This is a genomic window from Streptomyces sp. NPDC127114, from assembly GCF_042677525.1.
GTDB lineage: Bacteria > Actinomycetota > Actinomycetes > Streptomycetales > Streptomycetaceae > Streptomyces.
Genome location: NZ_JBHXTJ010000003.1, coordinates 40196 through 61956, shown reverse-complemented (window position 1 = coordinate 61956; position 21761 = coordinate 40196). Strand labels below are relative to the sequence as shown.

The 21761-nt window shown below is 75.2% G+C and carries 21 protein-coding genes; 13 read left to right on the top strand and 8 right to left on the bottom strand.

Translation table 11 applies throughout. The features are described from left to right. Window positions 1-12: 12 nt before the first annotated feature. Genes ACFVGS_RS04100 through ACFVGS_RS04060 form a run of 9 tightly spaced genes read left to right on the top strand, consistent with a single transcriptional unit; the run spans window position 13 to window position 8455 of the window. On the top strand, window positions 13-837 hold the full coding sequence (locus ACFVGS_RS04100; protein ID WP_385690167.1) for a class I SAM-dependent methyltransferase: 825 nt from the start codon (window positions 13-15) through the stop codon (window positions 835-837). Then, window positions 837-1859 carry a 3-oxoacyl-[acyl-carrier-protein] synthase III C-terminal domain-containing protein gene (locus ACFVGS_RS04095; RefSeq protein ID WP_385690164.1) on the top strand — a complete coding sequence of 341 codons (1023 nt, stop codon included), beginning with the start codon at window positions 837-839 and terminating at the stop codon, window positions 1857-1859. Before ACFVGS_RS04100 ends, ACFVGS_RS04095 begins: the two co-directional genes overlap by 1 nt. Further along, a complete protein-coding gene (locus ACFVGS_RS04090) occupies window positions 1856-2122 on the top strand; it encodes an acyl carrier protein (RefSeq protein WP_384408563.1) in 267 nt (88 codons plus the stop codon). The genes ACFVGS_RS04095 and ACFVGS_RS04090 overlap by 4 nt, the downstream gene beginning before the upstream one ends. Then, complete coding sequence (locus ACFVGS_RS04085; protein WP_385690161.1) at window positions 2119-2949, top strand: hypothetical protein; 831 nt, start codon at window positions 2119-2121, stop codon at window positions 2947-2949. The genes ACFVGS_RS04090 and ACFVGS_RS04085 overlap by 4 nt, the downstream gene beginning before the upstream one ends. Next, entirely contained in the window at window positions 2946-4316 is a 1371-nt protein-coding gene (locus tag ACFVGS_RS04080; protein ID WP_385690158.1) for a condensation domain-containing protein, read from the top strand. Before ACFVGS_RS04085 ends, ACFVGS_RS04080 begins: the two co-directional genes overlap by 4 nt. Before the next feature lie 14 nt (window positions 4317-4330). After that, the gene (locus tag ACFVGS_RS04075) at window positions 4331-5401 is read left to right on the top strand and encodes a polysaccharide deacetylase family protein (protein ID WP_385690155.1); all 1071 of its coding nucleotides are present in this window, start codon (window positions 4331-4333) and stop codon (window positions 5399-5401) included. Between the two features lie 6 nt (window positions 5402-5407). Further along, window positions 5408-6811, top strand: coding sequence for an MFS transporter (locus ACFVGS_RS04070; RefSeq protein ID WP_385690153.1), 1404 nt, complete (start codon window positions 5408-5410; stop codon window positions 6809-6811). Continuing rightward, window positions 6792-7712, top strand: a complete 921-nt coding sequence (locus tag ACFVGS_RS04065) for a 4'-phosphopantetheinyl transferase family protein (RefSeq protein WP_385690150.1) — start codon at window positions 6792-6794, stop codon at window positions 7710-7712. Before ACFVGS_RS04070 ends, ACFVGS_RS04065 begins: the two co-directional genes overlap by 20 nt. A 53-nt stretch (window positions 7713-7765) precedes the next feature. Beyond that, window positions 7766-8455: a pyridoxamine 5'-phosphate oxidase family protein gene (locus ACFVGS_RS04060; RefSeq protein WP_384408552.1), complete on the top strand. Its 690-nt coding sequence runs from the start codon at window positions 7766-7768 to the stop codon at window positions 8453-8455. A gap of 65 nt (window positions 8456-8520) precedes the next feature. Here ACFVGS_RS04060 and ACFVGS_RS04055 read toward each other — a convergent pair whose 3' ends face one another. Next, window positions 8521-9372: a sigma factor-like helix-turn-helix DNA-binding protein gene (locus ACFVGS_RS04055; protein WP_385690147.1), complete on the bottom strand. Its 852-nt coding sequence runs from the start codon at window positions 9370-9372 to the stop codon at window positions 8521-8523. A gap of 4 nt (window positions 9373-9376) precedes the next feature. Continuing rightward, the gene (locus tag ACFVGS_RS04050; RefSeq protein ID WP_385690144.1) at window positions 9377-9778 is read right to left on the bottom strand and encodes a DUF6479 family protein; all 402 of its coding nucleotides are present in this window, start codon (window positions 9776-9778) and stop codon (window positions 9377-9379) included. A gap of 156 nt (window positions 9779-9934) precedes the next feature. On the opposite strand from ACFVGS_RS04050, the gene ACFVGS_RS04045 reads away from it, so the two are divergent. Together ACFVGS_RS04045 and ACFVGS_RS04040 are read left to right on the top strand one after the other, a co-directional pair. Then, window positions 9935-10444 carry a SigE family RNA polymerase sigma factor gene (locus ACFVGS_RS04045; RefSeq protein WP_384408548.1) on the top strand — a complete coding sequence of 170 codons (510 nt, stop codon included), beginning with the start codon at window positions 9935-9937 and terminating at the stop codon, window positions 10442-10444. 67 nt (window positions 10445-10511) lie between these two features. Further along, a complete protein-coding gene (locus ACFVGS_RS04040; RefSeq protein WP_385690141.1) occupies window positions 10512-11795 on the top strand; it encodes a hypothetical protein in 1284 nt (427 codons plus the stop codon). Between the two features lie 60 nt (window positions 11796-11855). Here ACFVGS_RS04040 and ACFVGS_RS04035 read toward each other — a convergent pair whose 3' ends face one another. Next, window positions 11856-13580 carry a bifunctional 3'-5' exonuclease/DNA polymerase gene (locus tag ACFVGS_RS04035; protein WP_384408544.1) on the bottom strand — a complete coding sequence of 575 codons (1725 nt, stop codon included), beginning with the start codon at window positions 13578-13580 and terminating at the stop codon, window positions 11856-11858. Window positions 13581-13743: 163 nt separating this feature from the next. Further along, on the bottom strand, window positions 13744-15015 hold the full coding sequence (locus ACFVGS_RS04030; protein WP_385690138.1) for a LuxR C-terminal-related transcriptional regulator: 1272 nt from the start codon (window positions 15013-15015) through the stop codon (window positions 13744-13746). A gap of 169 nt (window positions 15016-15184) precedes the next feature. Between ACFVGS_RS04030 and ACFVGS_RS04025 the strand changes: the two genes are divergently transcribed. After that, entirely contained in the window at window positions 15185-16108 is a 924-nt protein-coding gene (locus ACFVGS_RS04025) for an NADP-dependent oxidoreductase (protein ID WP_385690135.1), read from the top strand. Window positions 16109-16480: 372 nt separating this feature from the next. Continuing rightward, the gene (locus tag ACFVGS_RS04020) at window positions 16481-16936 is read left to right on the top strand and encodes a DUF4265 domain-containing protein (protein ID WP_385690616.1); all 456 of its coding nucleotides are present in this window, start codon (window positions 16481-16483) and stop codon (window positions 16934-16936) included. A gap of 69 nt (window positions 16937-17005) precedes the next feature. Here the strand turns inward: ACFVGS_RS04020 and ACFVGS_RS04015 are convergent, their stop codons facing one another. From ACFVGS_RS04015 to ACFVGS_RS04000, 4 genes are all read right to left on the bottom strand, one after another. Next, window positions 17006-17494, bottom strand: coding sequence for a DUF1877 family protein (locus tag ACFVGS_RS04015; RefSeq protein WP_385690132.1), 489 nt, complete (start codon window positions 17492-17494; stop codon window positions 17006-17008). 210 nt (window positions 17495-17704) lie between these two features. Next, window positions 17705-19765, bottom strand: a complete 2061-nt coding sequence (locus ACFVGS_RS04010; protein ID WP_385690129.1) for an FtsX-like permease family protein — start codon at window positions 19763-19765, stop codon at window positions 17705-17707. Further along, window positions 19759-20544, bottom strand: a complete 786-nt coding sequence (locus tag ACFVGS_RS04005; protein ID WP_385690613.1) for an ABC transporter ATP-binding protein — start codon at window positions 20542-20544, stop codon at window positions 19759-19761. The genes ACFVGS_RS04010 and ACFVGS_RS04005 overlap by 7 nt, the downstream gene beginning before the upstream one ends. Before the next feature lie 373 nt (window positions 20545-20917). After that, on the bottom strand, window positions 20918-21730 hold the full coding sequence (locus tag ACFVGS_RS04000; protein WP_385690126.1) for an NAD(P)H-binding protein: 813 nt from the start codon (window positions 21728-21730) through the stop codon (window positions 20918-20920). Between the last annotated feature and the right edge of the window lie 31 nt (window positions 21731-21761).

Sequence of the window (21761 nt, the reverse complement as noted above, 5' to 3'; positions counted from 1 at the left end):
GGGATCTTCACCATGGATGCAGTCTCCTACACCGCACAGTGGATGGCCGCGGCCCGCGCGCAGGAGTCCGAGCGCGAGGACGCGCTGTTCGTCGACCCGCTGGCCCGTGACCTGGCCGCGCCCCGCGGCTTCGAGCTGATCGAGCGCTACGCCGGGGGCGGTCTGCTGCCCTTCATCTCCATCCGGACCCGGTTCCTCGACGACGCCATCCGGGACGTCCTCGCCGAGAGCGGGATCCAGCAGGTGGTGCTCATCGCCGCGGGCATGGACACCCGCGCGTTCCGGCTCGACTGGCCGGAGGGCACCGAGCTGTACGAGGTCGACCACGCCCTGCTGATCGCGGAGAAGCGCCGCCGGCTGGACGCGCTCGGCGCCGAGCCGCGCGTCGACCGGCGCGAGGTCTCCGCCGACCTCACCCAGGAGTGGCTGCCCGCTCTGGAGGCCGCCGGCTTCGACCCCGACCGCCCGACCCTGTGGGTCGCCGAGGCGCTCACCTTCTTCCTCACCGAGGAGCAGGCCGCCGGACTGCTGCGGCTGCTCGCCTCCGCCTCGGCGCCCGGCAGCCACCTGGCCTTCGACATCCTCGGCCGCGCCCTGCTGCGCAGCCCGTTCTCGAAGCGCTTCCTGGACACCCTTGCCGCCGACGGCACGCCGTGGATCTTCGGCACCGACGAGCCCGAGGAGTTCCTGACGGCGAACGGCTGGAAGACCACCGACCTGCGCGAGCCCGGCCAGCCGGGCGCCGGCGAGGGGCGCTGGCCGTACGACGTCCAGCCGAGGGACCGCCGCGGCGCCAACCGGCTGTGGCTGATCCGCGCCGAGGTCGTGACGGCCTGATGAGCCTGCCGACCACGGACCGCCGGATCACCCTGGAGCGGATCGAGTCCTACCTGCCCGAGCGCAGCGTACGGATCGAGGAGCTGGGCGAGCGGCTCGGTCTGCGTCGGGCCGAACTGGGCGTGTTCCGCAAGTTCTACGGCCTGGACACGCTCCGCTTCGACCCCGAGCTGCCGCTGCTCGACCTGCTGCGGCCCGCCGCGCGCGGCGCCCTGGCCGCCCTGCCCGAGGGCGGCCGGGTCGACTACCTGGCCTACGCCCACGTCACCCAGGCGGTCGCTCCCGCCGACGTGGACGTGGCCCGGGAGGTCGGCGACGCGCTCGGGCTCTTCGACACCGAGGCCTTCGGCCTCAGCCACCAGGCCTGCGTCAGCAGCCTGGGCGCCATCGAGGTGCTCGGCGAACTGCTGCGCGCGGAGGGCGCCGAGGGCGCGTACGCCCTGATGATCACCGGCGAGCAGGCGTACTCGCCGATCGTCCAGCACGTGCCCAACACCTCGATCATGGCCGATGCCGCCGCCTCCTGCCTGATCACCCTGGACGGCGAGGGCGACGAGGTCCGGTCCTTCGCCACCCGGACCCTGGGCGAGTACGCCCAGTGGCTGGAGCTGACCGCCGAGCAGAACACCGAGTTCGGCGAGCAGTACGGCCGGCGGATCGCCGAGGTCATCCACCGGGCGGTGGCGGAGGCCGGGCTGACGCTCGACGAGATCGACCTGGTGATCCCGCACAACGTCAACAAGCTGGCCTGGCGGCAGACCATCAAGGAGCTGGAGGTGGCGCCGGAGAAGGTCTTCCTGGACAACGTCCCCCGCTACAGCCACACCTTCGCCTCCGACGTGTTCGTCAACTACACGACCTTGCGCGACGCCGGCCGCCTCGTGGACGGCGCCCACTACCTGCTGGTCTCCGTCGGTCTCGGCGCCACCTTCGGCGCGATGGTCATCACCCACCGGGCCGACCAGGCCCGTGGGGCCGACGAGGCAGACGGGGCCCACCCGGCAGGAGGCGAGAGCCGATGAACCGTCAGGAAGTGCTGCTCACCATAGAGAAGGCGCTCAGCGAGGTCCTGGAGCGGCCCGTCTCCGGACTCACCGAGGAGACCGCGCTCTTCGACGAGCTGCAGCTCACCTCCCTCGCCGTGCTCGGCCTGCTGATGACCGTCGAGGAGACGACCGGAATCTCCATCGACCCCGAGCAGCTCGACATCGACCACCTGCGGACCATGCGCTCCTTCGCCGACTACGTCGAGGCCGCACTCCGCGAAGCAGAGGGGACGTCATGAGCGGACTCGCCGTCCGGGCCGCCACCGCGGTGCGCTCGCCGCAGGGCCGGGGGCCGGCCGACGACCCGGCCGTGCTCGACTACTACCGCGACCTGCTCACCCCCTTCGGCGAGAAGCCGGACGAGGAGCTGCTCGGCCGCGGCGCGCACGTCCACCACCGCGACCTCGCGGACCTGCTCGTCGCCGACGAGGGCGTCGGCCGCAGCAGGCCCGAGCTGCTGATCGTCACCCACGCCCTGCCGGACGTCGTGCCGTTCACGGCCGTCGCGCCGCACCTCACCGACCGCCTCGGCGGCCGGGCGGCCAACTTCACGATCGCCCAGCAGGGCCTGGCCGCGCCCTTCACCGCGCTGCGGATCGCCTCGGCGTACCACCGCGCGGGCCGGGCCGCGGAGGTCGTGCTCGCGGTCCTGGAGCAGACCACCCTTCCGACGGCCTTCCCGCTGGTCCAGGACACCCCGCTGACCGACTCGGCCGCGGCACTCGTCCTCGGCGCCTGCGACGGGCCCGGTCTGCGCTTCGTCCGGGCGCACTCGGCCGGTTCGGCGGCGGCCGCGCTCGACGGGTACGGCCGGGGGCGGGAGCTCGACGAGGACGGCACGCTCCTCGTGCTCGGGCCCTGGGTGACCGAGGAGCTCCCCGAGCGCACCGCGGTGCACCGGGTGGCCCCGGGCAGCTACTGCACCAGCCTCTGGCTGGAGCTCGCCGACCACTGGCAGGAGTGGCAGCGGTCCTACCGGCGGGTCGTCCTGTGCGACACGGACCCGCGCTCCGGCCGCAGCCACGTGGCGCTCTTCGCAACCGAGGGAAAGGCGGCAACACGATGACCACCGCTGAGGAGCCGGCCGTCAGGCTGGTGTCCGCGAGGTCCGGCAGCGGCCCGGCCACCTGGGGACAGCGGGCGATCTGGGGCGTCGTCACCCGGCTCGGCGACGACGCGCCCCGCTACAACGTGCCCGTCGACCTCCCCGTCGCCCCGCCCCGCCCCGTCGCCCGCGTCCTCGCGGACCTGACGGAGCTGCTCCTGCTCCACGACAGCCTGCACACCAGGTGGCTGCCGGCCGGAGAGGACGGTCTGGAGCAGGTCGTCGACGGCAGCGGCGAGCTGCCCGTGGAGGTCAGGACCTCCCCGGAGGAGAAGGCCGCGGAGGTGAGCGCGGGACTCCTCGCCGAGCTGGCCGGCCGCTCCTTCGACCACACGCGGGAGTGGCCCCTGAGGATCGGCCTGGTGGAGAGCGAGGGCCTGGTCCACCGGCTGGTGATCGTCGGGGCGCACACCGGCATGGACTACTGGGGCCTCGGCCGGCTGCTGCGCGACCTGGAGTCGATCCAGGCGGGGGAGACCGCCGCGTCGCTGCGCCAGGCCCGCCCGGCCCAGCAGCCCCTGGAGGCCGCCGAGGTCCAGGCCTCCCCGCTCGGCCGCCGCCGCGACGAGGCCGCCCGCCGTTACTGGTGCGAGCAGCTGACCGCCGGCCCCCGGCGGATCTTCCGCAACCCGGCGGCGCCGGAACTCGCGGACGACCCGGCCCGGATGTTCCCCAACGCCCTGCTGCGCTCTCCCGCCCTCGCGGTCGCCGTCGGACGGGTCGCGGCGGAGCTGGAGGTCAGCGACGCCGCGGTGCTGCTCGGCGCGGCGTCCCACCAGCTGGCCAGGATGTCCGGGAGCAGCGACGTGCTGTTCCAGGTCGTGGTGGGCAACCGCTTCCAGCCGGCCGCCGCCGCCTCGGTCAGCACGGTGGCGCAGGAGGCCCTGTTCCGGCTGACGGACGCGGACCGGGACTTCGGCGACGCGGTGCGGCGGACCCGGTCGGTCGCGCTGAACGCCTTCCGGCACGCCGCGTACGACAAGTGGGCGCTCGACCGGGAGGTGGCGCTGCTCGTCGAGAAGGGCGAGGCGGCGGACCACTCGTACTGGTGGAACGACACCCGCGACCCGGGCGTCGGGCCCTTCGACACGGTCGAGCGGCCGCGGGCCGCGCTGAGCGAGCTGATCGGTCGGACCGAGCTGAGCTGGCCGACGGAGTTCCTGCCCCGCAGGAACGTGTCGATGGCGGTGGACGTGCTGACCGCGCCGGGCGCCCTGGACCTCGCCATGACTGCCGACCCGGCGGTCGTCGACCGCGCGGGGATGGAGCGGTTCCTGCGCGGGGTCGAGCGGCTGGTCGTCGCCGAGGCGATCGCGCTGGGGGACTGATGACCACGGGACCGATGACCACCACGCGGTACGCGGGAATCGCCTGGACCGGCTCGGGCTACCGGGTCCACGTCGTGGACGGCACGGGGCGCCGGGTCGTCGAGCCGAGCAGCTGGGGCGCCGCCCAGGTCGCCGAACTCGTCGACTGGCTGCGGGACCTGGACGGCGGCCCGGCCCCGGCCGTGGTCCTGGAGAGCACCAACGGCCTGCTCGACGGCCCCCTGACGGCCGCCGGCCTGGAGGTGTACCGCGCGGATCCCTGGCTGCTGCCGTCCCGGCCGCGGTTCGGCTCCGTCCCGGCCGAACGGCTCGCGGAGCAGGCCAGGACGGCGCCCGGCTCGCTGGCCCGGGTGACCGCCGAGGGCGGCAGCCTGACCGGCCGCGCCGAGGAGTACTTCGACGGCGTACGGCGCGGCGAGCCGATCGTCGCCGAACTGACCGCCTCCGGGCGGTGCTTCGAGCACGGCAGTCGTGAACTCCCGCGCGTCGCCCTCACCTTCGACGACGGCCCCGACCCGGTGTACACCCGGCAGGTCCTGGAGATCCTGGACCGCTACGGGGCCCGGGCGACGTTCTTCTGCGTCGGCCACCACGTCGCGGCGCTGCCCGACGAGGTGCGCCGGATCGCCGCGGCCGGCCACGAACTGGGCAACCACTCGTGGTCGCACCCGTTCCTGTTCGACCTGACGCCGGACGAGCTGGGCGAGCAGATCGACCGTACGGCGGAGGCCCTGGACGGGCTGACCGGCGTGGCCCCGGCCTGGTTCAGGCCGCCGTACGGGGCGCTGAGCCCCGAGGTGCTCGCCGCCCTGGAGAAGCACCCGGTCGCCCTGACGATGTGGGACGTCGACGCCCGCGACTGGTCGCGGCCGGGAGCGGAGCGGATCGCCGCGACCGTCCTGGAGGGCGCCGGGCCTGGGTCGGTGGTGCTGATGCACGAGGGCGCCGGCGATCGCGGCCAGACCGTCCAGGCCCTCCCGTCGATCGTCGAGGGCCTGCTCGAGCGCGGCCTGGAACTGGTCACGGTGAGCGAACTGGCCGCCGGCGCGGCCGCTGACGACCACGATCAACGACGGAAGGGCTGAACGGTCATGGAAGAACGCTTGGCGGACCCGCCCGCGGCGGCGACGTCCCCACCGGCGCAGGGCGGCCACGACGGCGCGCGGCCGTCGGCGGAGCCGTCGTCGGAGACACCGGCCTCCGGAGGCGGGTCTTCGGAGGGCCGGTCGTCGCCGGGCCCGTCCACGGGAGGCGCGGCCTCCGGAAAGTCCTCCTCCGGCGGCCCGTCCGCGGGCGAGCCGGCGATCTGGTCCCGGAACTTCCGGTTCTATTTCGTCGCCCGCAGCGCGGGCCTGCTCAGCTGGGCGATGCTGCCGGTCGCGGTCTCCGCCGGTCTGCTCAGCGGCGGCTACGGCCTGGACGCCGCCGGCTACTCGATGGCCTTCCTGGTCGCCCCGTTCGCCGGCCTGGTGCTGTTCGGCGGCGTGCTCGCCGACCGGTTCACCGCCCGCCGGATGATGATCGTGGCCGACCTGGCCAACCTCACCGCCCACGTGCTCCTCGCCCTGCTGTTCATCCACGGCATCGACCACCTCTGGCAGCTGTACGCGCTCCTCGTGGTGGCCGGTACCGCCAACGCGCTGTTCCAGCCGGGCGCCTCCTCGACCGTGCCGCTGATCTCCCGTGACGTGCAGGGCGCCAACGGCGTGCTGCGCACCTCCGAGGCGATCACCGGCCTCGGCGGCCCGGCGCTGGCCGGCGCCATGGTCGGCTTCGGGTCCACCGGCTGGGTCATGGTGATCTCCGCCGTCTGCTACGCCACCAGCGCGATCTGCCTGTTCGTGCTCCGGCTCGGAGTGGTGCCCGCCCCGCCGGCCGGCCAGAGCCTGTGGCGCAACCTGGTGGTCGGCTGGCAGGAGTTCCGCTCCCGCAGCTGGCTCTGGGGCGTGATCCTCATCTGGATGTTCTACGCGGTGCTCTCCTGGGGCCCGCAGCTGTCGGTGGCCGCCGGCGTCATCGTGCCCGAGCACGGGGCGAGCGCCTTCGGCGTGATCAACGCCGCGCTGGGCGCCGGCACCGTGGCCGGCGGCCTCCTCGCCATCCGCTACAAACCCGCGCGGCCGCTCGCCGCGGGGGCGGTGGCGATGATGGCGTACCCGGTCTACCCGCTCGGCATCGTGCTCGGCTGGCCGGTCTGGCTGCTGGCCGCCGCCCAGGTGCTGGTCGGCATCGGGATCGGCGTCTGGGGCGTCATGTGGGCCACCAGCGTGCAGACCCAGGTGCCGGGCGAGGTGCTCAACCGCGTCCACGCCTACGAGGTCGCGGGATCCGTCGGCATGTACCCGATCGGCAGCGCGCTGGCCGGTCCCGCCGTCGACTCGTTCGGCACCGACATGGTGCTCGTCGTGGGTGTTGTGGTCGGCTTCCTCACCTCTGCCGCCCTGCTCGCCACCCGCCCGATCCGTACGCTGCGCCGTGTCCCGGACCGCGCCTGAGCGGCGGGCCTGGCGGCCGCGCACGGCAGCTGACGGCGTGTACTACGCGGTGGCCCGGAGCGAGGAGGTCCTGGCTGCACTGCCCGTTGCCGCGGCGGACCGGGCGGCCGCGTCGGGGCTGCCGCCCTGGCGGGCGGCGGAGCACACCGCCTCGCGGACGCTGCTCCGCGCCCTGCTGCGGGAGACCGGCGAAGCCCTCACCACCGACCTCGGCGAGGCCTCCGCGGGCGACCTCGGTGAGGGCTGTGCCGCCTTCGTCGGCGAGGGCGCGGCCGCCGGCCGTGGCGGAAGCTTCGCCGCCGGCCGCGGCGAGGGGTTCGCCGCCGACCTCGGCGGAAGTTCCACGGCCGATCTCACCGGCAGCCTGGCCGGCGACCTCGGCGGGGGCCTCACCCACGGGGCCGGCGGCGACTCGGCCGCCGATCTCGTCGTCGGTCTCGCAGGGGACCTCCCCGGCGGGCCGGTCGCCGCGCGCCCCGGGGGCCGGCCGTACCTTCCCGGCCGGCCCGACCTGGGCGTGAGCCTCTCGCACTCCGCCGGCTGGGTCGCCGCGGCCGTGGGCCGGAACCGCGACGTCGGCGTCGACGTGCAGGTGCCGGCCGCCGTCGGCGACCGGCTGCTGCGGTTCTGCTGCGCGCCCGCCGACGCCGACGCGCTGACCGCCATGGCCGAGGACCGGCGCCGGTGGGAGTTCGCCTGGATCTTCACCGCCCAGGAGGCCTGCGTGAAGGCCGTCGGCGCCGGTTTCGCCGCCCGCCCCTGGACCGTCCCCGTGGCCCTCGGGCAGCGGGCGGGCACCTGGCGGCGGGTCCGCTGGAGCGCGCCTCGCGAGCGGCAGCCGGTACCGGTCGCCTGCGCGTGGACCGAGAGGGCCGGACGGGCTCGGACGCGCGTTGCCTAGGATGCGTGCGTCCGTGCGCTGCCGCGCGCGGCGAACGGGGAGGGACGCACGTGATGAGTGGGACGGCCGGGGAGTTCGAGGTCACCGAGCGGACGCGGCTGCGGCGGATGCGGCACAAGGGGAGCCACCGGCGGGCGGACCTCGACGCCGTCCTCGGGGCGGGCTTCCTCTGCCACCTCGGCGTCGTCGTCGACGGCACGCCGATGGTCGTGCCGACCGTGTACGGGGTCGACGGCGACACGCTCTACGTCCACGGGTCCGTCGCGAGCCGCAGCCTGGTGCAGGCGCCCGACGGCGTGGTGTGCGTGAGCGTGACGCACGTGGACGGGCTCGTCCTCGCGCGTTCGGTGTTCGAGCACGGGGTGAACTACCGCAGCGCCATGGTCTACGGCGTGCCGCGGACGGTGACCGACCCGGAGGAGAAGCTGCGCGGGCTGCGGGCGCTCACCGAGCAGTCCGCGCCGGGGCAGTGGGAGTACGTGCGGCAGCCGAGCCGCAAGGAGCTGGCGGCGACGGCGCTCGTGGCGCTCGAACTGACCGAGGCGTCCGTGAAGGTCGCGAGCGGGCCGCCGGACGACGGCGAGAGCCCGGACGCCGAGCTGGGACTGTGGGCCGGGGTACTGCCGGTCGTCACGCGGTTCGGCGAGCCGGAGGCCGACCCGCTGCTGCCGGCCGGGACGGAACCGCCCGCGCACATCGCCGGGCGTGCCGGACGCGTGCTCGGCGAGCACCGCGGCGACTGAGGCCGGCCCGGCACCGGGGCGGGCTTGCAGAGCAGCGGGGCCGGCGTGCGGAGGGGCCGGCTGCCTTACGGGGCGTCCAGCGGGTCCAGCTCCAGTCGGTCGAGGTGCGGCCCGTCGGCCAGCGCGTCGACGGCCGTGACGCGACCCTCCAGGACGGTGAACCGGAGCACCGCCTTCGGTTTCCCGTCCGCCGCGGCCCACATCAGGCCCGCCGCGCCGTCCACCAGTGCCAGCCGGGCCTCGTGTCCGCGCCCGGCGACGCGGTGGGCGACGGCCGGGGCGCCGTGTGCGGGCGCCGCACCGTTCCGTACGGCCTCGGCGTCGGCCCGTAGCACCGCGTCCGGGTCGAGGAGAGCGACCAGCGCCTCGACGTCGTCGGCGCGGGCCGCGGCCAGGAACGCCGCCACCACCTGCCGCTGGCGCTCCGGGTCGGGCTCGGGCATCTCCTCCGTGCCCTCGACGCGGCGCCGGGCGCGGGCCACCAGTTGCCGGGCGGCCGCGGGCGTCCGTTCGACGACCGGGGCGATGTCGTCGTACGGGACGCCGAAGTCCTCGTGCAGAACGAAGGCGAGCCGCTCGGAGGGCGTCAGGGTGTCGGGGACGTCACCGCCCGGGGCGCCCGAGGCGTCGAAAGGGTCCCGGACGGCCGGGCGCCGGGACTCGCGCGAGCGCAGCCGGTCCAGGCAGAGCCCGGCGACCTCGCTCAGCCGCCCCGCGTCCGTCGCCGTCCGCAGGACCTCCTCCGCGGCCTCGGAGGAGCCGAGCAGGCGCAGCGCGACGGTCCGGAGGGGCGCACCACGGGCCCCGCTGTCGGCGGTGCCGCCGGACGCGCTCGCGGGCCCGCTGCCGGGCGCGCCGGATCCCGCGCGGCCCGGCGCGGGATCCGTCTCGGTGCGGTCGTCCACCGGTGTGCCCACCGGCTCAGTCCCCGTGGCCCGGTCCGCCGCTGCCGAAGCCGCCGCTGGAGATGCCGCCCCACTTGCGCTTCTCCTCGCTCGGTGGCTCGGGCGAGGTCTCGGTCCCGGACGTGCCGCCGTCCTTCAGCTGGTACGGCATGAGCCGGTGCTCGCCGTCGGTCTGCGGCATCTCGGCCGGCCGACGGTACTCGGACATCTCACCGGGCGGCCGTTCGGTCTCGGGCCGGTGCGGCTGCTCCTCCGGGTCGGGAGGCGGGAGTTCCTTGTTCCTGACCCGGATACCGAGAATGAAGGCGCCGATGAGGACGGCGACCACGATCAGCCCGCCCAGCACCTGGGCGAGGCCCGACTGCCAGACACCGGCCGCCGTGGCGACCTGGGCCGACTCCACGAGGAAAGTGTTCATACTCAAGGATTACCCCGTTTCGTCTGAATTGTTCCTCCTGTTTCTCCCCGTCGGCCGGAGAACGGCCCGAGAAGGGGTGAAACATTTCCCCGGGGGCGCCGCGTCATGGAGGTGTACCGAGCAAACGGACTCGTGACAGCGACGGAGGGGAGGGACATGAGAACGTCCCGCGCGGACGAGTTCCTGGAGTTCGCCTCGGCGAGATCGGGCCATCTGTTCCGCTCGGCATGCCTGCTGACCAGCGGCGACACCCATCTCGCCGAGGACCTCGTGCAGGAGACGCTGGGACGCATGTACGCCGTGTGGGGCCGCATGGCCCGGGTCGGCAACCCGGCCGGCTACGCCCATTCCGTCCTCGTACGGACCTTCCTCAGCCATCGGAGACGCCGCTCGGCCACCGAGCGCCCCCTCGGCGAGCTGCCCGACCACGCCCCCGACACCGGCGAGGACCCGGCCCTGCGCATCGCCCTCCTCGACGCCCTGGCCGGGCTCGCGCCCAAGGACCGGGCCGTGGTGGTGCTGCGGTACTGGGAGGACCGCAGCATCGAGGAGACCGCCGACGTGATGAACACCAGCTCCGCCGCCGTGCGCACCCGCAGCACGCGGGCGCTGGCCACCCTGCGGAAGCGGCTCGGCGGCAGCATCACCGAGTTCGCCGCCCGCTGATCCCCGCCCCTCGGCCCGGGGCCCACCCCCTGTTTTCGACTCACTGACCCGGAACGGTGATCCCGCCATGCCTCAGCACGGAGAGCACGACCCGACGAACGGACGATTCGAGGAGGAACTGGGCGCGGTCCTGCGCCGCACCGGAGAGGGCTTCGCCCTCGACGACCGCCGCGAACTCGTCAACGGCGGCCTCGTCCGCGGCCGCCGCCGACTCGTGCGCCGCCGCGTCGCCGCCGTCGGCGGCGCCCTCGCCCTCGCCCTGATCGGCGTGGGCGGCGTGTACGGCGGCTCGCTGCTCGGCCCGGCCGGCGGCGCCGAGCAGGTCTCGGTCGCCGGGCCCAAGCCGCTGCCCCGGCAGCGGGACATGGCACAGATCCCGGTCGCCGACCTGGCCGCCGTGCTCAAGGCCGCGACTCCGGCCGGCGAGTGGCAGATCGACAACCCCGACGGCACCGGCCAGTCCGTCCTGGGTGTCTACGACGACGGCAAGGGCAGGGCGGCCGTCTCCGTCGGCCTGTACCGCGCCGGCACCACGCAGGAGAGCGGCCTCGGCCAGGTCACCTGCCCGGACGAGGACGCCGTCCCGTACGACGACTGCACCAGCGAGCGGATCCCCGGTGGCGGGCGGCTCATGGTCATCCAGGGATACGAGTACCCGGACAAGCGGGTGGAGACGAAGAACTGGCGGGCCGTGCTGCTCACCGCGGACGGCTTCCTCATCGACGCGAGCGAGTACAACGCGCCGAGCGAGAAGGGCTCCGCGATCAGCCGCGAGAACCCGCCGTTCGACCCGGCGCAGCTGAAGGCCCTGGTCACGGCCGAGGGCTGGCGCACGCTGCTCAAGCAGATCCCCGCCCCCAAGCCCCTGAAGTCCGCGCCCGGTGCCTCCTCCGGTGCGACGGCGCCGGAGGACGACGGCCCCGACGTCGTCGAGACGCTGCGCTCGCTCCTGTCCCCGCGGCCGGGCATGAAGATCGTCGACAAGGGCGTCGACGGCAGCGGTTACGGCTACGTCGTCCTCGACGACGGCAAGGGAAGGAGCCTGCTCCAGGTCAACGTCCAGCCGCAGATGGACGACATGCGCCTCCAGCACTTCAGCGGCGGCGACGTGACCTTCGCGGCCGACGGCACGCGCGTGAAGCTGACGAAGCAGGTCGGCGAGAAGGGCGGCTCGGGCGTCGTCTGGTGGAGCGCCGACACGCTGGCCGAGGACGGCCTCCGGGTCGTCGTCTCCTGCTTCAACACCGGCGACCAGCACAAGGCGGCCACGCGCGAGGAGCCGGCGCTGACGACGCAGCAGCTGAAGGACATCGCGCTGAGCCCGAGGTGGCGCGAGTCGTCGACGCGATAGCGCGGGACCGGCATCGAGCATGCCGGTCCACGGGCCGGGCCTCCGCCGAGGCCCGGCCCGTCACTTCGCGTCGGCGTACCGCTCGACCGTCGCCGTCGTGAACGGGAACCGCACCGGTGTGTCCCCGAACGCGATCCTCCCCGCTTCGTCGCCCGCCGCCCTGATCGCCTCCGTGACCGCCGCCGCCTCCTCCGCCGGGCAGTGCACGATCACCTCGTCGTGCTGGAAGAACACCAGCTCGGCCCGCATCCCGGCGGTGGCGCGCCGCAGCGCCGCCAGCATCAGCAGCGCCCAGTCGGCGGCGCTGCCCTGGACGACGAAGTTACGGGTGAACCGGCCCCGGGCACGGGCATCGCTCGACGCGTACCCCGGGACGTACCCCTCGGAGCTCTCCGCGCCTCCCGGTCCCGCCCCGGCGAGGCCGTCCTGCGGGATGCCCGCCTCCCCGTCCTCGTCCGCGCCCACCGCGCGCGGGCTGGTCCGGCCGAGCCAGGTGCGGACCAGCCGGCCCTCCTCGCCCGCCTTCGCCGCCTCGTCCACGTACGCCACCGCGCGCGGGAAGCGGCGGCGCAGGGCGGCCAGGTTCTTCAGGCCGTCGCCGCTGGTCTGCCCGTAGATCGCGCCGAGCAGCGCCAGTTTGGCGTGGGCGCGGTCGCCGGAGAAGGCCCGGTCGGACAGGCGGGTGTAGAGGTCGTCGGGGTGCCCGGCGACCTCCATCAGGCCCGGGTCCCGGGAGATGGCGGCGAGCACCCGCGGCTCCATCTGGTCGGCGTCGGCCACGACGAGCCGCCAGCCCTCGTCGGCGACCACGGCCTGCCGTATGACCTTCGGGATCTGCAGCGCCCCGCCGCCGTTGGTGGTCCAGCGGCCGCTGACCGTGCCCCCCGGCAGGTACTCGGGGCGGAAGCGGCCGTCGCGCACCCAGTCGGCCAGCCAGGACCAGCCGTGCGCGGTCCAGATCCGGTACAGCTTCTTGTACGCGACGAGCGGCGCGACCGCCGGGTGGTCGATCTCCTCCAGCTCCCAGCGGCGGGTCGACCGCACCCGGATCCCGGCCTGGGCGAAGGCCTTCAGCACGTCGGCGGGCAGATCGGGGCGCACCCGGCGGCCGAACGCCGCCGACACCTCGTCGGCCAGCTCCGCGAGCCGGCGCGGCTCGCCGCCGCCCGCGTACCGCTCCCCGAGGAGCTCCCGCAGCAGCTCCCGGTGCACGTCCGCCCGCCAGGGCAGCCCGGCCCGGTGCATCTCGGCGGCGACCAGCATGCCCGCCGACTCGGCGGCGGTGAGCAGCCGCATCCTGCCCGGGTGCTCGGCCCGCTCGTGCCGGCGCTGCTGCTCCGCGTACACCTGGAGCAGGGCGTCGAAGGGCGGTGCGGCGGCGGTGGTGGTCGCCGCCGGTTCGAAGAGGGAGTCCTGCGCCGTCGGCTCCGCGGCCCGCAGCGGCGGGTCGGGCGGCACCGGCGCGTTCCGCAGCCGGGCCCAGGCGGCCGCGGCCGAGCGGGGCTCGCCGAGCCGCCCCTCGTGACCGAGGAGCAGCTGCTCGGCGTCCTCCACGTCGTAACACCGCTCGACGCGCACCCCGGCCGCGAGCAGCCGCGGATACACCTCGGCGGTCGACCGCCACACCCAGCGGTCGACGTCCGGGCGCGAGCGGACCGCCGCCACCAGGTCCGGCTCGCGCCGCACCTCGCCGGCGGGCAGCCCGTCGGAGCCGAGGGGCACGAGCAGCGCCCCGTCGGCGCCCGGCTCGGGCGCGAGTGCCCACCGGCCACGGCATTCGTTCACGGGTGCGAGTCTGACACCTGCCACTGACAATCGGGCGATTCGCCCGTTATGGCGGTGCCGGTCCGTTCTCTGCCGGCCTGGCCTCCGTCCGGAGTGGGTCCGCCGCGTGGGCCCCGGCGTCGGTCCGGCCGCGTGGGCCCCGGCGTCGCCCGACCTGCCCCGTCTAGGCCGCCTTGTGGAACAGCGCCGCCGCCTCGCCCCGCGATCCGACCCCCAGCTTGTTCAGGATGTTGGCGACGTGGAACTTCACCGTGGACTCGCTGATGTGCAGCTCCTGCGCGATCTGCCGGTTGCGGTGCCCGAGCGCCAGACGGGTCAGGACCTCCACCTCGCGCTCCCCGAGCCCGCTCAGCGGGTCCATCGCGGCGACCGGGGCCTCCGGTGTGGCGAGCGGGACGACCGCCGTCATCGTCGTGCCCCAGCCCGGCACCGCGTCCATCTCCAGGTGCCCGCCGAGCACCTCGAGGCGGTCGGTGACACTGCCCGCGCCGAGCGGGCAGGCGTCGAGCAGGCCCGGACCGTCGTCGCGGACCGAGGCGCGCAGCTCGTGCTCGGTCAGCCGCCAGCCGACGTGCACGCGGGTGACCGACTCCTGCTCCAGCATCACCAACAGCAGCGCCCGCACGATCGCCCGGGCGCCGTGCGCCACGTCGCCGGGCAGGCCTCGGGCGGCGTCCGGCCCTTCCGGCGGGCCGAGTTCGAGCCGTACGGGGCTGTGCCGCAGCATCGGGCGCAGCCCGTCCGCGAGCCGGGCGAAGGCCTCGAAGGCCGGCTCCTCGGCGATCGACCTGTCCCGGTCCGACGCGGCCCGCAGCTCGATCAGCGCCGAGACCGCGAGCTCGGTCGCCGTCGCCCGCGCCGCGGAGTCGTCCAGGGAACGGCTGCGCAGCACCCCGAGCACGCCGGAGAGGGCCGCCGCGTGCGCCGTGCTCAGCTCCGCCGTCACCCGCGCCCGGGTGTCGGCCGCCGCCCGCGAACGCGCGAGCGCGCCCGGCAGCGCCTCGCGCGCGAACCGGTCGAAGTGGCTGGTCACCAGGTCCCACAGGAGCTGCGCGAGGACCAGCTCCGGTTCGCCCGCCGGTGCGGCGCCGTCCTCCCGTACGAGGACGAGGACCGAGCCTCGGGCCGTGGCGTCACTGCGCACCGCGACCACCTCCCGCGCCGCCCCGCCGACGACGGCCTGCCCCTGCCAGGGCCGGCCGGGCACGCCCTCGGCGAGCAGCGGGGCCAGCTCCGCGGCGGTGATCGGCAGCACGGGCGCGTCGGCGTCGGTCCGCTTGAAGGGCGAGTGGGCGCAGTGCGTGGACAGTTCGGCGGCGACCCGGTGCGGGATCAGCTCGTCGAGCACCTCGGAGAGGCGGGGAAGGATCGCGCCCAGCGGCTGCCGGATGACGTCGTGGGCGGCCAACAGGGCGCCGGTCGCGGTGAGTTCCATGGTCGTCAAGGGTACGGACGCGGGCGGCCGGGTGCCCGTCCTTTCGGCCAGGTGCGACTGGCCGTTCGACCGGCGGGGGAAGGGGGGTGCCGGGCGGAGGCTGGTGATCGACCGGGACGGCCGGTCGGCGACCGGATCGGCCGGTCACGACTTCTGGGGGAGCGGAACCATGGAAGCAATCGTGTACGAGGAGTTCGGCGGCACCGAGGTGCTGCGCCACCAGGCGGGCGTCGCGGTGCCGCAGCCCGGCCCGGGCGAGGTGCGGGTGAAGGTGGAGGCCGTCGGCGTCAACCCGGTGGACTGGAAGCGCCGTTACGGCTGGGTGGAGGAGTTCTACCCGACCACCTTCCCGGCCGTCCCGGGCCTGGAGTTCGCGGGTAGGGTCGACGCGCTCGGCGAGGGCGTCACCGGACTCGCCGTCGGCGACGAGGTGTTCGGCTGGACGAAGACGGGCGCGTACGCCGAGTACGCCCTCTCCGACGCCTCCGCCGTCGTCACCAAGCCCGCCGCCCTCTCCTGGGAGCTCGCCGCGAGCGTCGTGGTCGCGGGCGAGACGGCCCGCCGCGTGCTCGACCTGCTGGCCGTACGCGAGGGCGAGACCCTGCTCCTCCACGGCGCCGCCGGAGCCGTGGGGGCGGTCGCCGCGCAGTTGGCCGTCGCGTCCGGCGTGACGGTGGTGGGTACGGCGTCCGAGCGCAACCACGCCTTCCTGCGCGAGCTCGGCGTGCACCCGGTGACGTACGGGGACGGGCTCGGCGACCGGATCCGCGCCGCGGCCCCGCAGGGCGTCGACGCCGTCTTCGACGCGGCGGGACGTGACACCCTGCCCCTCTCGATCGAGCTGCTCGGCGGGGAGAAGTCCAGGATCGTCACCATCGCCGCCCCGGACGCCGCCGACCACGGCATCGTCTTCTCCGGCGTCACCGTGGAGGCGGCCCTCGCCCGCCGCTGGCTGACCGAACTCGCCGACCTCGTCGTCGAGGGCCGGCTGCGGCTGGACATCGCGGAGGTGCTGCCCCTGAAGGAGGCCGCCCGGGCACAGGAACTGAGCGAGGCGGGCCACGTACGGGGGAAGCTGGTGCTGCTGCCGTAAGGCCGGGGTCGGGCCCGGGTCGGGGCCGGGGTCGGGAGCGTGACCGGGGGCGGGTGGCGATCGGCGGACTCCGGCGGTGTGCGGCGCGGGTGCGGCGGTGGCGTTCGGCTCGCCCGGAGTACGGGGGTTTCCGGGCGGGCGACGGGGGAGGCGGAGCACGCTGCCGGCGGCCGGCGGAGGCGGGCTGCGGAGGCGGGCCGTGGAGGCGGGGGCTAACCTCGCGGGGTGAGCGACACACCGGCCAACGCCCCCGCCAACGCCAACGCCACTGCCACGGTCACCGCCGACGCCGAAACTGCGGTCATCGCCGACACCGACGTCACCGCCGACACCGGCGCCGTCCCCGGCGACTGCGACCGCGACCGCGACCGCATCAAGATCTGGTTCCGCTTCGTTCCCCGCGAGGGCTGGCTCCCGCAGGACACCGAGGGGCTGTGGGCCGTCCCGGTGGGCGCGGACACCGCCCGGGTGGCCAACGTGCCGTTCCTCCAGGACGGCGTGGCCGAGGGTGACGTCGTGCGGTACGCCACGGACGCCGAGGGCAGGCACTGGGCAACGGCCCGGGCGGAGGCGTCCGGCAACGTCACGATCCGCGTCCTGCCCGAACGCTTCGGCCCGCTCGGCGCCGACGCCCGCGCGGTGCACGAACGGTTCGCCCGCTTCGGGCTCGGCGGCGAGTCCTTCAGCGCGACACTCCCGCTGGTGGCCCTGACGGTGCCGGCCGACGCCCCGATGACGGAGATCAAGGCGCTCCTCGTACGGGGTACGGAGGACGGCTGGTGGCACTGGGAGACGGGCTGTACGACGGACACGTGGAACGCGGCGTGAGCCTGGGCCCGGCGCGCGCTCAAGCGGGCCGCTGCCAGGGCCCGGCGGATCAGGGCGGCCGGACGGGCCCTAGAACCAGCCGGCCTTGACGACGGCGTGGCCCGCGGCGGCGGCCCGGGCGTAGAAGGCCCGCAGGTCCTGGTGGTGGCCCTGGAAGATCCCGCGTATCCGCTCGGGGTCGGCGGACCGACCGGGCCCGGAGGACCTCACGATCCGCCCGCCCGCCCGTGACCAGAGGTCGTCGAACGTGACGGCGGCGAGGAAGGCCGCGGCCCGGCCGGCCTCGGCCGGGTCCATCAGCACGAGCGGCGGGTGGGGGAGCCCTCCGGCCGGCGGGTCCGCCGGCCGGCGGCCGCCGAACACCGGGAGCCAGGCGTCGGCGTCCTGGCTCCCGGCGTACATCTCGTGGAGCTGGTGGTGGTCCTTCTCGATCGAGTGGGCGATGCCCGCCGCGCACTCGACCTCGTGGTGGCCCCAGGTCACGCCCATGAACGCGGTCAGCCACGCGTGGTCGTCCCGGATGTCCGGCTCCGCCGCGGCACGCAGATGCAGATGCACGCCGGCCCCCCTTTGCCCGTCCATGCCTGTGCGGGCACGTTATCCGCCACCACTGACATCCCGCCGGGCCCGGACGGCCGGGTGGGACCCGGTCTGTGCTGGTCGGACCGGTCGTGGCCCGGCGGGAGAGGGACCACGAAGGACGGGACGGGACGAGGACCCGGCTCCGACCCCAGTCCCCGTCCCGTCCCGATTTCCCAGCCTCACCCCTCAGCGCGTCTGCCGCCACGCGGGAAGCACCGCGGCCCCCACCGCGACCACCGCGCACGTTCCCGCCGCCGCGGCCACCGTGGCCCACGGCAGGGTCAGCGCGACAGGGGCGGCGAGCGAGGCGAGTGCTGCCGTGAGGCCGCCCAGACACAGGGCGGCGACGGCCACCCCGAGGGCCGTGCCGATGCCCACCGCGAGCAGCGACTCGCCCGCGACCACGCGGAGGATCTGCGCCCGGGTGGCTCCGGCCAGCCGGAGCGAGTGCAGTTCGGGGCCGCGCACCGAGGTGGCCATGAGGAGGGTGTTGGCGAGCGCGATGACCGTGTAGACGAGCGCGATCCCGAGCACGAGCACCAGCCCGAGCCGCGTCTGTGGCGACCCGGCGTCCCAGATCTCCGCCCCCGTTCCGGCCGGCGTCTCCGCGGCGGCTCCCTGGCCGGTTGGCGCCTCTGCGCCGGCGCCCTTCGCGGCCGGTGCCTCCGCGACCGTCCCCGGCGCGTTCGCCCAGGTCACGTACGGCTCGTTGCCGCCGGCGCCCAGGGCGAGGACGGCGGCGACGCGCAGGCTGACGGGGCCCTGGCCGTTCGCGAGCCAGACGTCGACCCGGTCGCCGACCGTGTGCCGCTCGAACTCCTCGTTCACGACGATCGACCGGTCGTCCAGGTCCCGCAGGTCGCCCGCGACCACCGGCAGGCGGGCCTCCGCCGCCCAGCGGGCCGGGTCGGGGACCGCCCGGGCCGGGTACTTGACCAGGGCCTCGGCCCCGTCCCGTACGAACACCGAGGTCTCCGCGCTGCCCGTCTGCCGGCCCGCCTCCGTCGCCCGGGCGGCGCTCACCGTCGCCGCCGAGCCGAGCAGCGTGCCCGCCAGGGCGACGGTCACCAGGACCGGGGCGGCGACGGCGGCGGTACGGCGTACGGCGGCCGCGCTGTTCTCGCGCACCAGGAGCGCCGTCGCCGACGCGCCGGGGAGCCGTACCGCCCGTGCCAGCGGGCGCACCAGGGCCGGGGCCAGCAGGGCGGCGCCCGTGATCAGGAGCATCGGCTGGGTCGTGTACGTCTTGCGCTTCAGCAGCTCGGAGGGATCCGTCGCGTACGTCCACGCCAGCAGCGCGAAGCCCGTGAGCAGGAGTGCCGCGCCGCACAGCGCCCGGCCCAGCGGCAGCGCGTCGGTGTCGACGTCCGCCTCGCGCAGTGCGGCCGTCGGTCCGACCCGCCCGGCGCGCCGCGAGGCGGCGAGGGCGCCCGCCACGGCGACGGTCACGCCGGTCCAGAACGCCGCGTGGTACGGCCAGGAGACGGCGGAGGTCCCGATGGTGAACCACGACGGGGCCACCTCGCCGTCCACCAGCGCCCGGGCGAGCCGCGGCGCGCCCCACGCCCCGAGCAGACAGCCCGCCGCCGAGGCGAGCAATCCGACGGCCGCGGCCTCGGCGAGCAGCAGCCGCCGCACCTGGCCGGGCGTGGCGCCGGCCGTGCGCAGCAGCCCGTACTCGCGGCGCCGCAGTGCCACGGCGAAGGCGAAGGTGGAGGCGACGACGAAGACGGAGACGAAGGCGGTGACGCCGCCCGAGGTGCCGAGCAGGGCGTTGAGGGTGACGAGGGCGCGGGCGTCGCGGGCGGCGTCGGGGTCGACCGCCCGGCGTTCGGCCCCGGTGAGCACCCGGGCCGCCCGGTCGCCGACGGTCGCGCGGACGACGGCCCGTACCTCGTCGGCGGGCCCGTCGACCCCGACGGCGTCCGGGCCGCCGGAGGCGGTGACGGTCCAACGGGCGCGCAGCTCGCGCAGGAGTTCGGCGTCCACAGGCTGTGGACGGTCGAGCGGCGCGGTCACGACGGCCGTGTCCGGCCCGCGCCGCACCTCCACGGACAGTCGGTCCTGACCCTGGACGACGACGGGCGAGGACGCGAATCGCACCGGCGCGCGCTCCGGCGCGCCGACGGTGGCGGAGAGCCCGAGACCCATGACGGTCAGGAGCCCCACGCCGAGGGTGAGCGCGGTGAAACCTCCGAGGAAGGAGGCCCAACGGGTACGGAGCCCGGCGAGGACGACGGTCAGCACGGGGCACCGCCCGTCAGGGTGGTGGGAGCCGACGCGGGCGCCGACGAGGAGGCCGGCGCGGACACTGCCGAGGGTGCCGACGGGGACGTTTCTGCGGGTGCCGACCCGGACCCCGGTGTCGGCGTGGGCGCCGGCGCGGGCGGGCCCGTCGTTGCCCCCGCCGTTCCCGTCATGGTCTCCAGGCCTGCCATCCGGGCCGCCACCGCCTCGACCGTCGGCGCGGTCAGCTCGCCGTGGACGCGTCCGTCGACGAGGAACACCACGCGGTCGGCGCGGGCCGCCGCGACCGGGTCGTGGGTGACCATGACGATCGTCTGGCCGTCCCGGTCGACGAGTTCGCGCAGCAGGTCCAGGACCGCACGGCCGGTGGTGGAGTCGAGGGCGCCGGTCGGTTCGTCGCCGAAGAGGACGGCGGGCCGGGTGATCAAGGCGCGGGCGAGCGCCACGCGCTGCTGCTGGCCGCCGGACAGCTGGCCGGGCCGGTGTCGCTCGCGACCCGCCAGGCCCACCCGGGCGAGGGCGTCCCGCACCTCCGCGCGGGACGGGCGGCGGCCCGCGAGCCGCAGCGGCAGGGCCACGTTCTGGGCGGCGGTGAGGGCGGGCAGCAGGTTGAACGACTGGAACACGAAACCGATCCGGTCCCGCCGCAGCAGCGTCAGCCGCCGCTCGCTCAGGCCCGCCAGCGGGATGCCGTCGATCTCCACGCTGCCCGCCGTCGGCCGGTCGAGGCCGGCCGCGCACTGGAGCAGCGTGGACTTCCCCGAGCCGGAAGGGCCCATGACGGCGGTGAAGGTCCCGGCGGGGAGGTCGAGGTCGACCCCGTCGAGTGCACGGACGTCGCGGTGGAACCGCCGCAGCCCCCGCAGACGTACGGCGACGCGCACGCCGCTGCCGGCGGCGCCGACGCCCGGGAACGCGCCGGAGCCGCCGACGGGACGGGAGGCCGGGTCCGAGGACGGAGCCGAAGCCGGAGCCGGATTCGAGTGCGTGGAAGTCATGCCTCCAGCGAACCGTTTCCGCCCGCCCCGATCACGACCACCAGCGGGCGTCCGAGAGGTAGTGCCAGCCCTACCGGTGCCGGCCCTGCCTTCCGCCTACGCCCTTGGTCCCCAAGTCCCCTGGTACGTACCTGCTCCCTGGATCCCGGTGGCGCTACGCACCCCGCACCGCCGCCACGAACACCTCCAGAGCGTCCAGCGGTTCGCGCCCGAGCAGCGCGCGCAGGTCGCTCTTCACGCCGCTGCCGTCCATGAAGCCGAACGCGATCGCCGAGTACGTGCTCGCCAGCATCGGCACCTGGAACGGCTGCGCTCCCGACGCCGCGATGCCGGTACGGGCCTCCGCGAGCGTCACCGGCTCGTACGTGGCGCCCAGCGCCTCCGCCAGTTCGGCACCGCCCAGCGCGCGTTCCCCGACGAGCTCGTAGACGCGGCCCGCGTGCGGCGCCGGGTCGGTGGCGACGGAGACCGCGATGTCGGCCAGGTCGGCGCGGGCGACGACGGCGAGCCGGCCCTCGCCGAGCGGCCCGGTGATCCGGTCGTCGGCGTCCGGGGTGGCGATCCAGGTCAGGAACTCGGCGTAGAGGCCGTTGCGCAGGATCGTCCAGTTCAGCGTGGACCGCTGGAGCCGCCGCTCGGTCCAGCGGTGCGCCAGCGCGTACGTGACGTGGTCGCCGTCGCCGGAGAGGCTGGTGTAGACGACGTGGCCGACGCCGGCCGCCTCGGCGGCGGATATCGCGGCCTCGTGGCGGGCGACGACGACGTCGTCCTCCCCGTAACCGGCCGAGATCAGCAGCAGCGTGTCGATGCCGGCGAAGGCCTCGGGCAGCGTCGACGGGTCGTCGAAGTCGACGAGCCGGGTCCCCGGCAGCCCGGCCCGGGTGCCGAGGACGACGTCGTCGCGGCCGGCGACCCGCTCCGCGACGAGCGAGCCGAGGGCGCCGGAGACTCCGGTGACGAGCAGCATGGTTTCCCCCTGAGAACCGAGAATGGGTGTG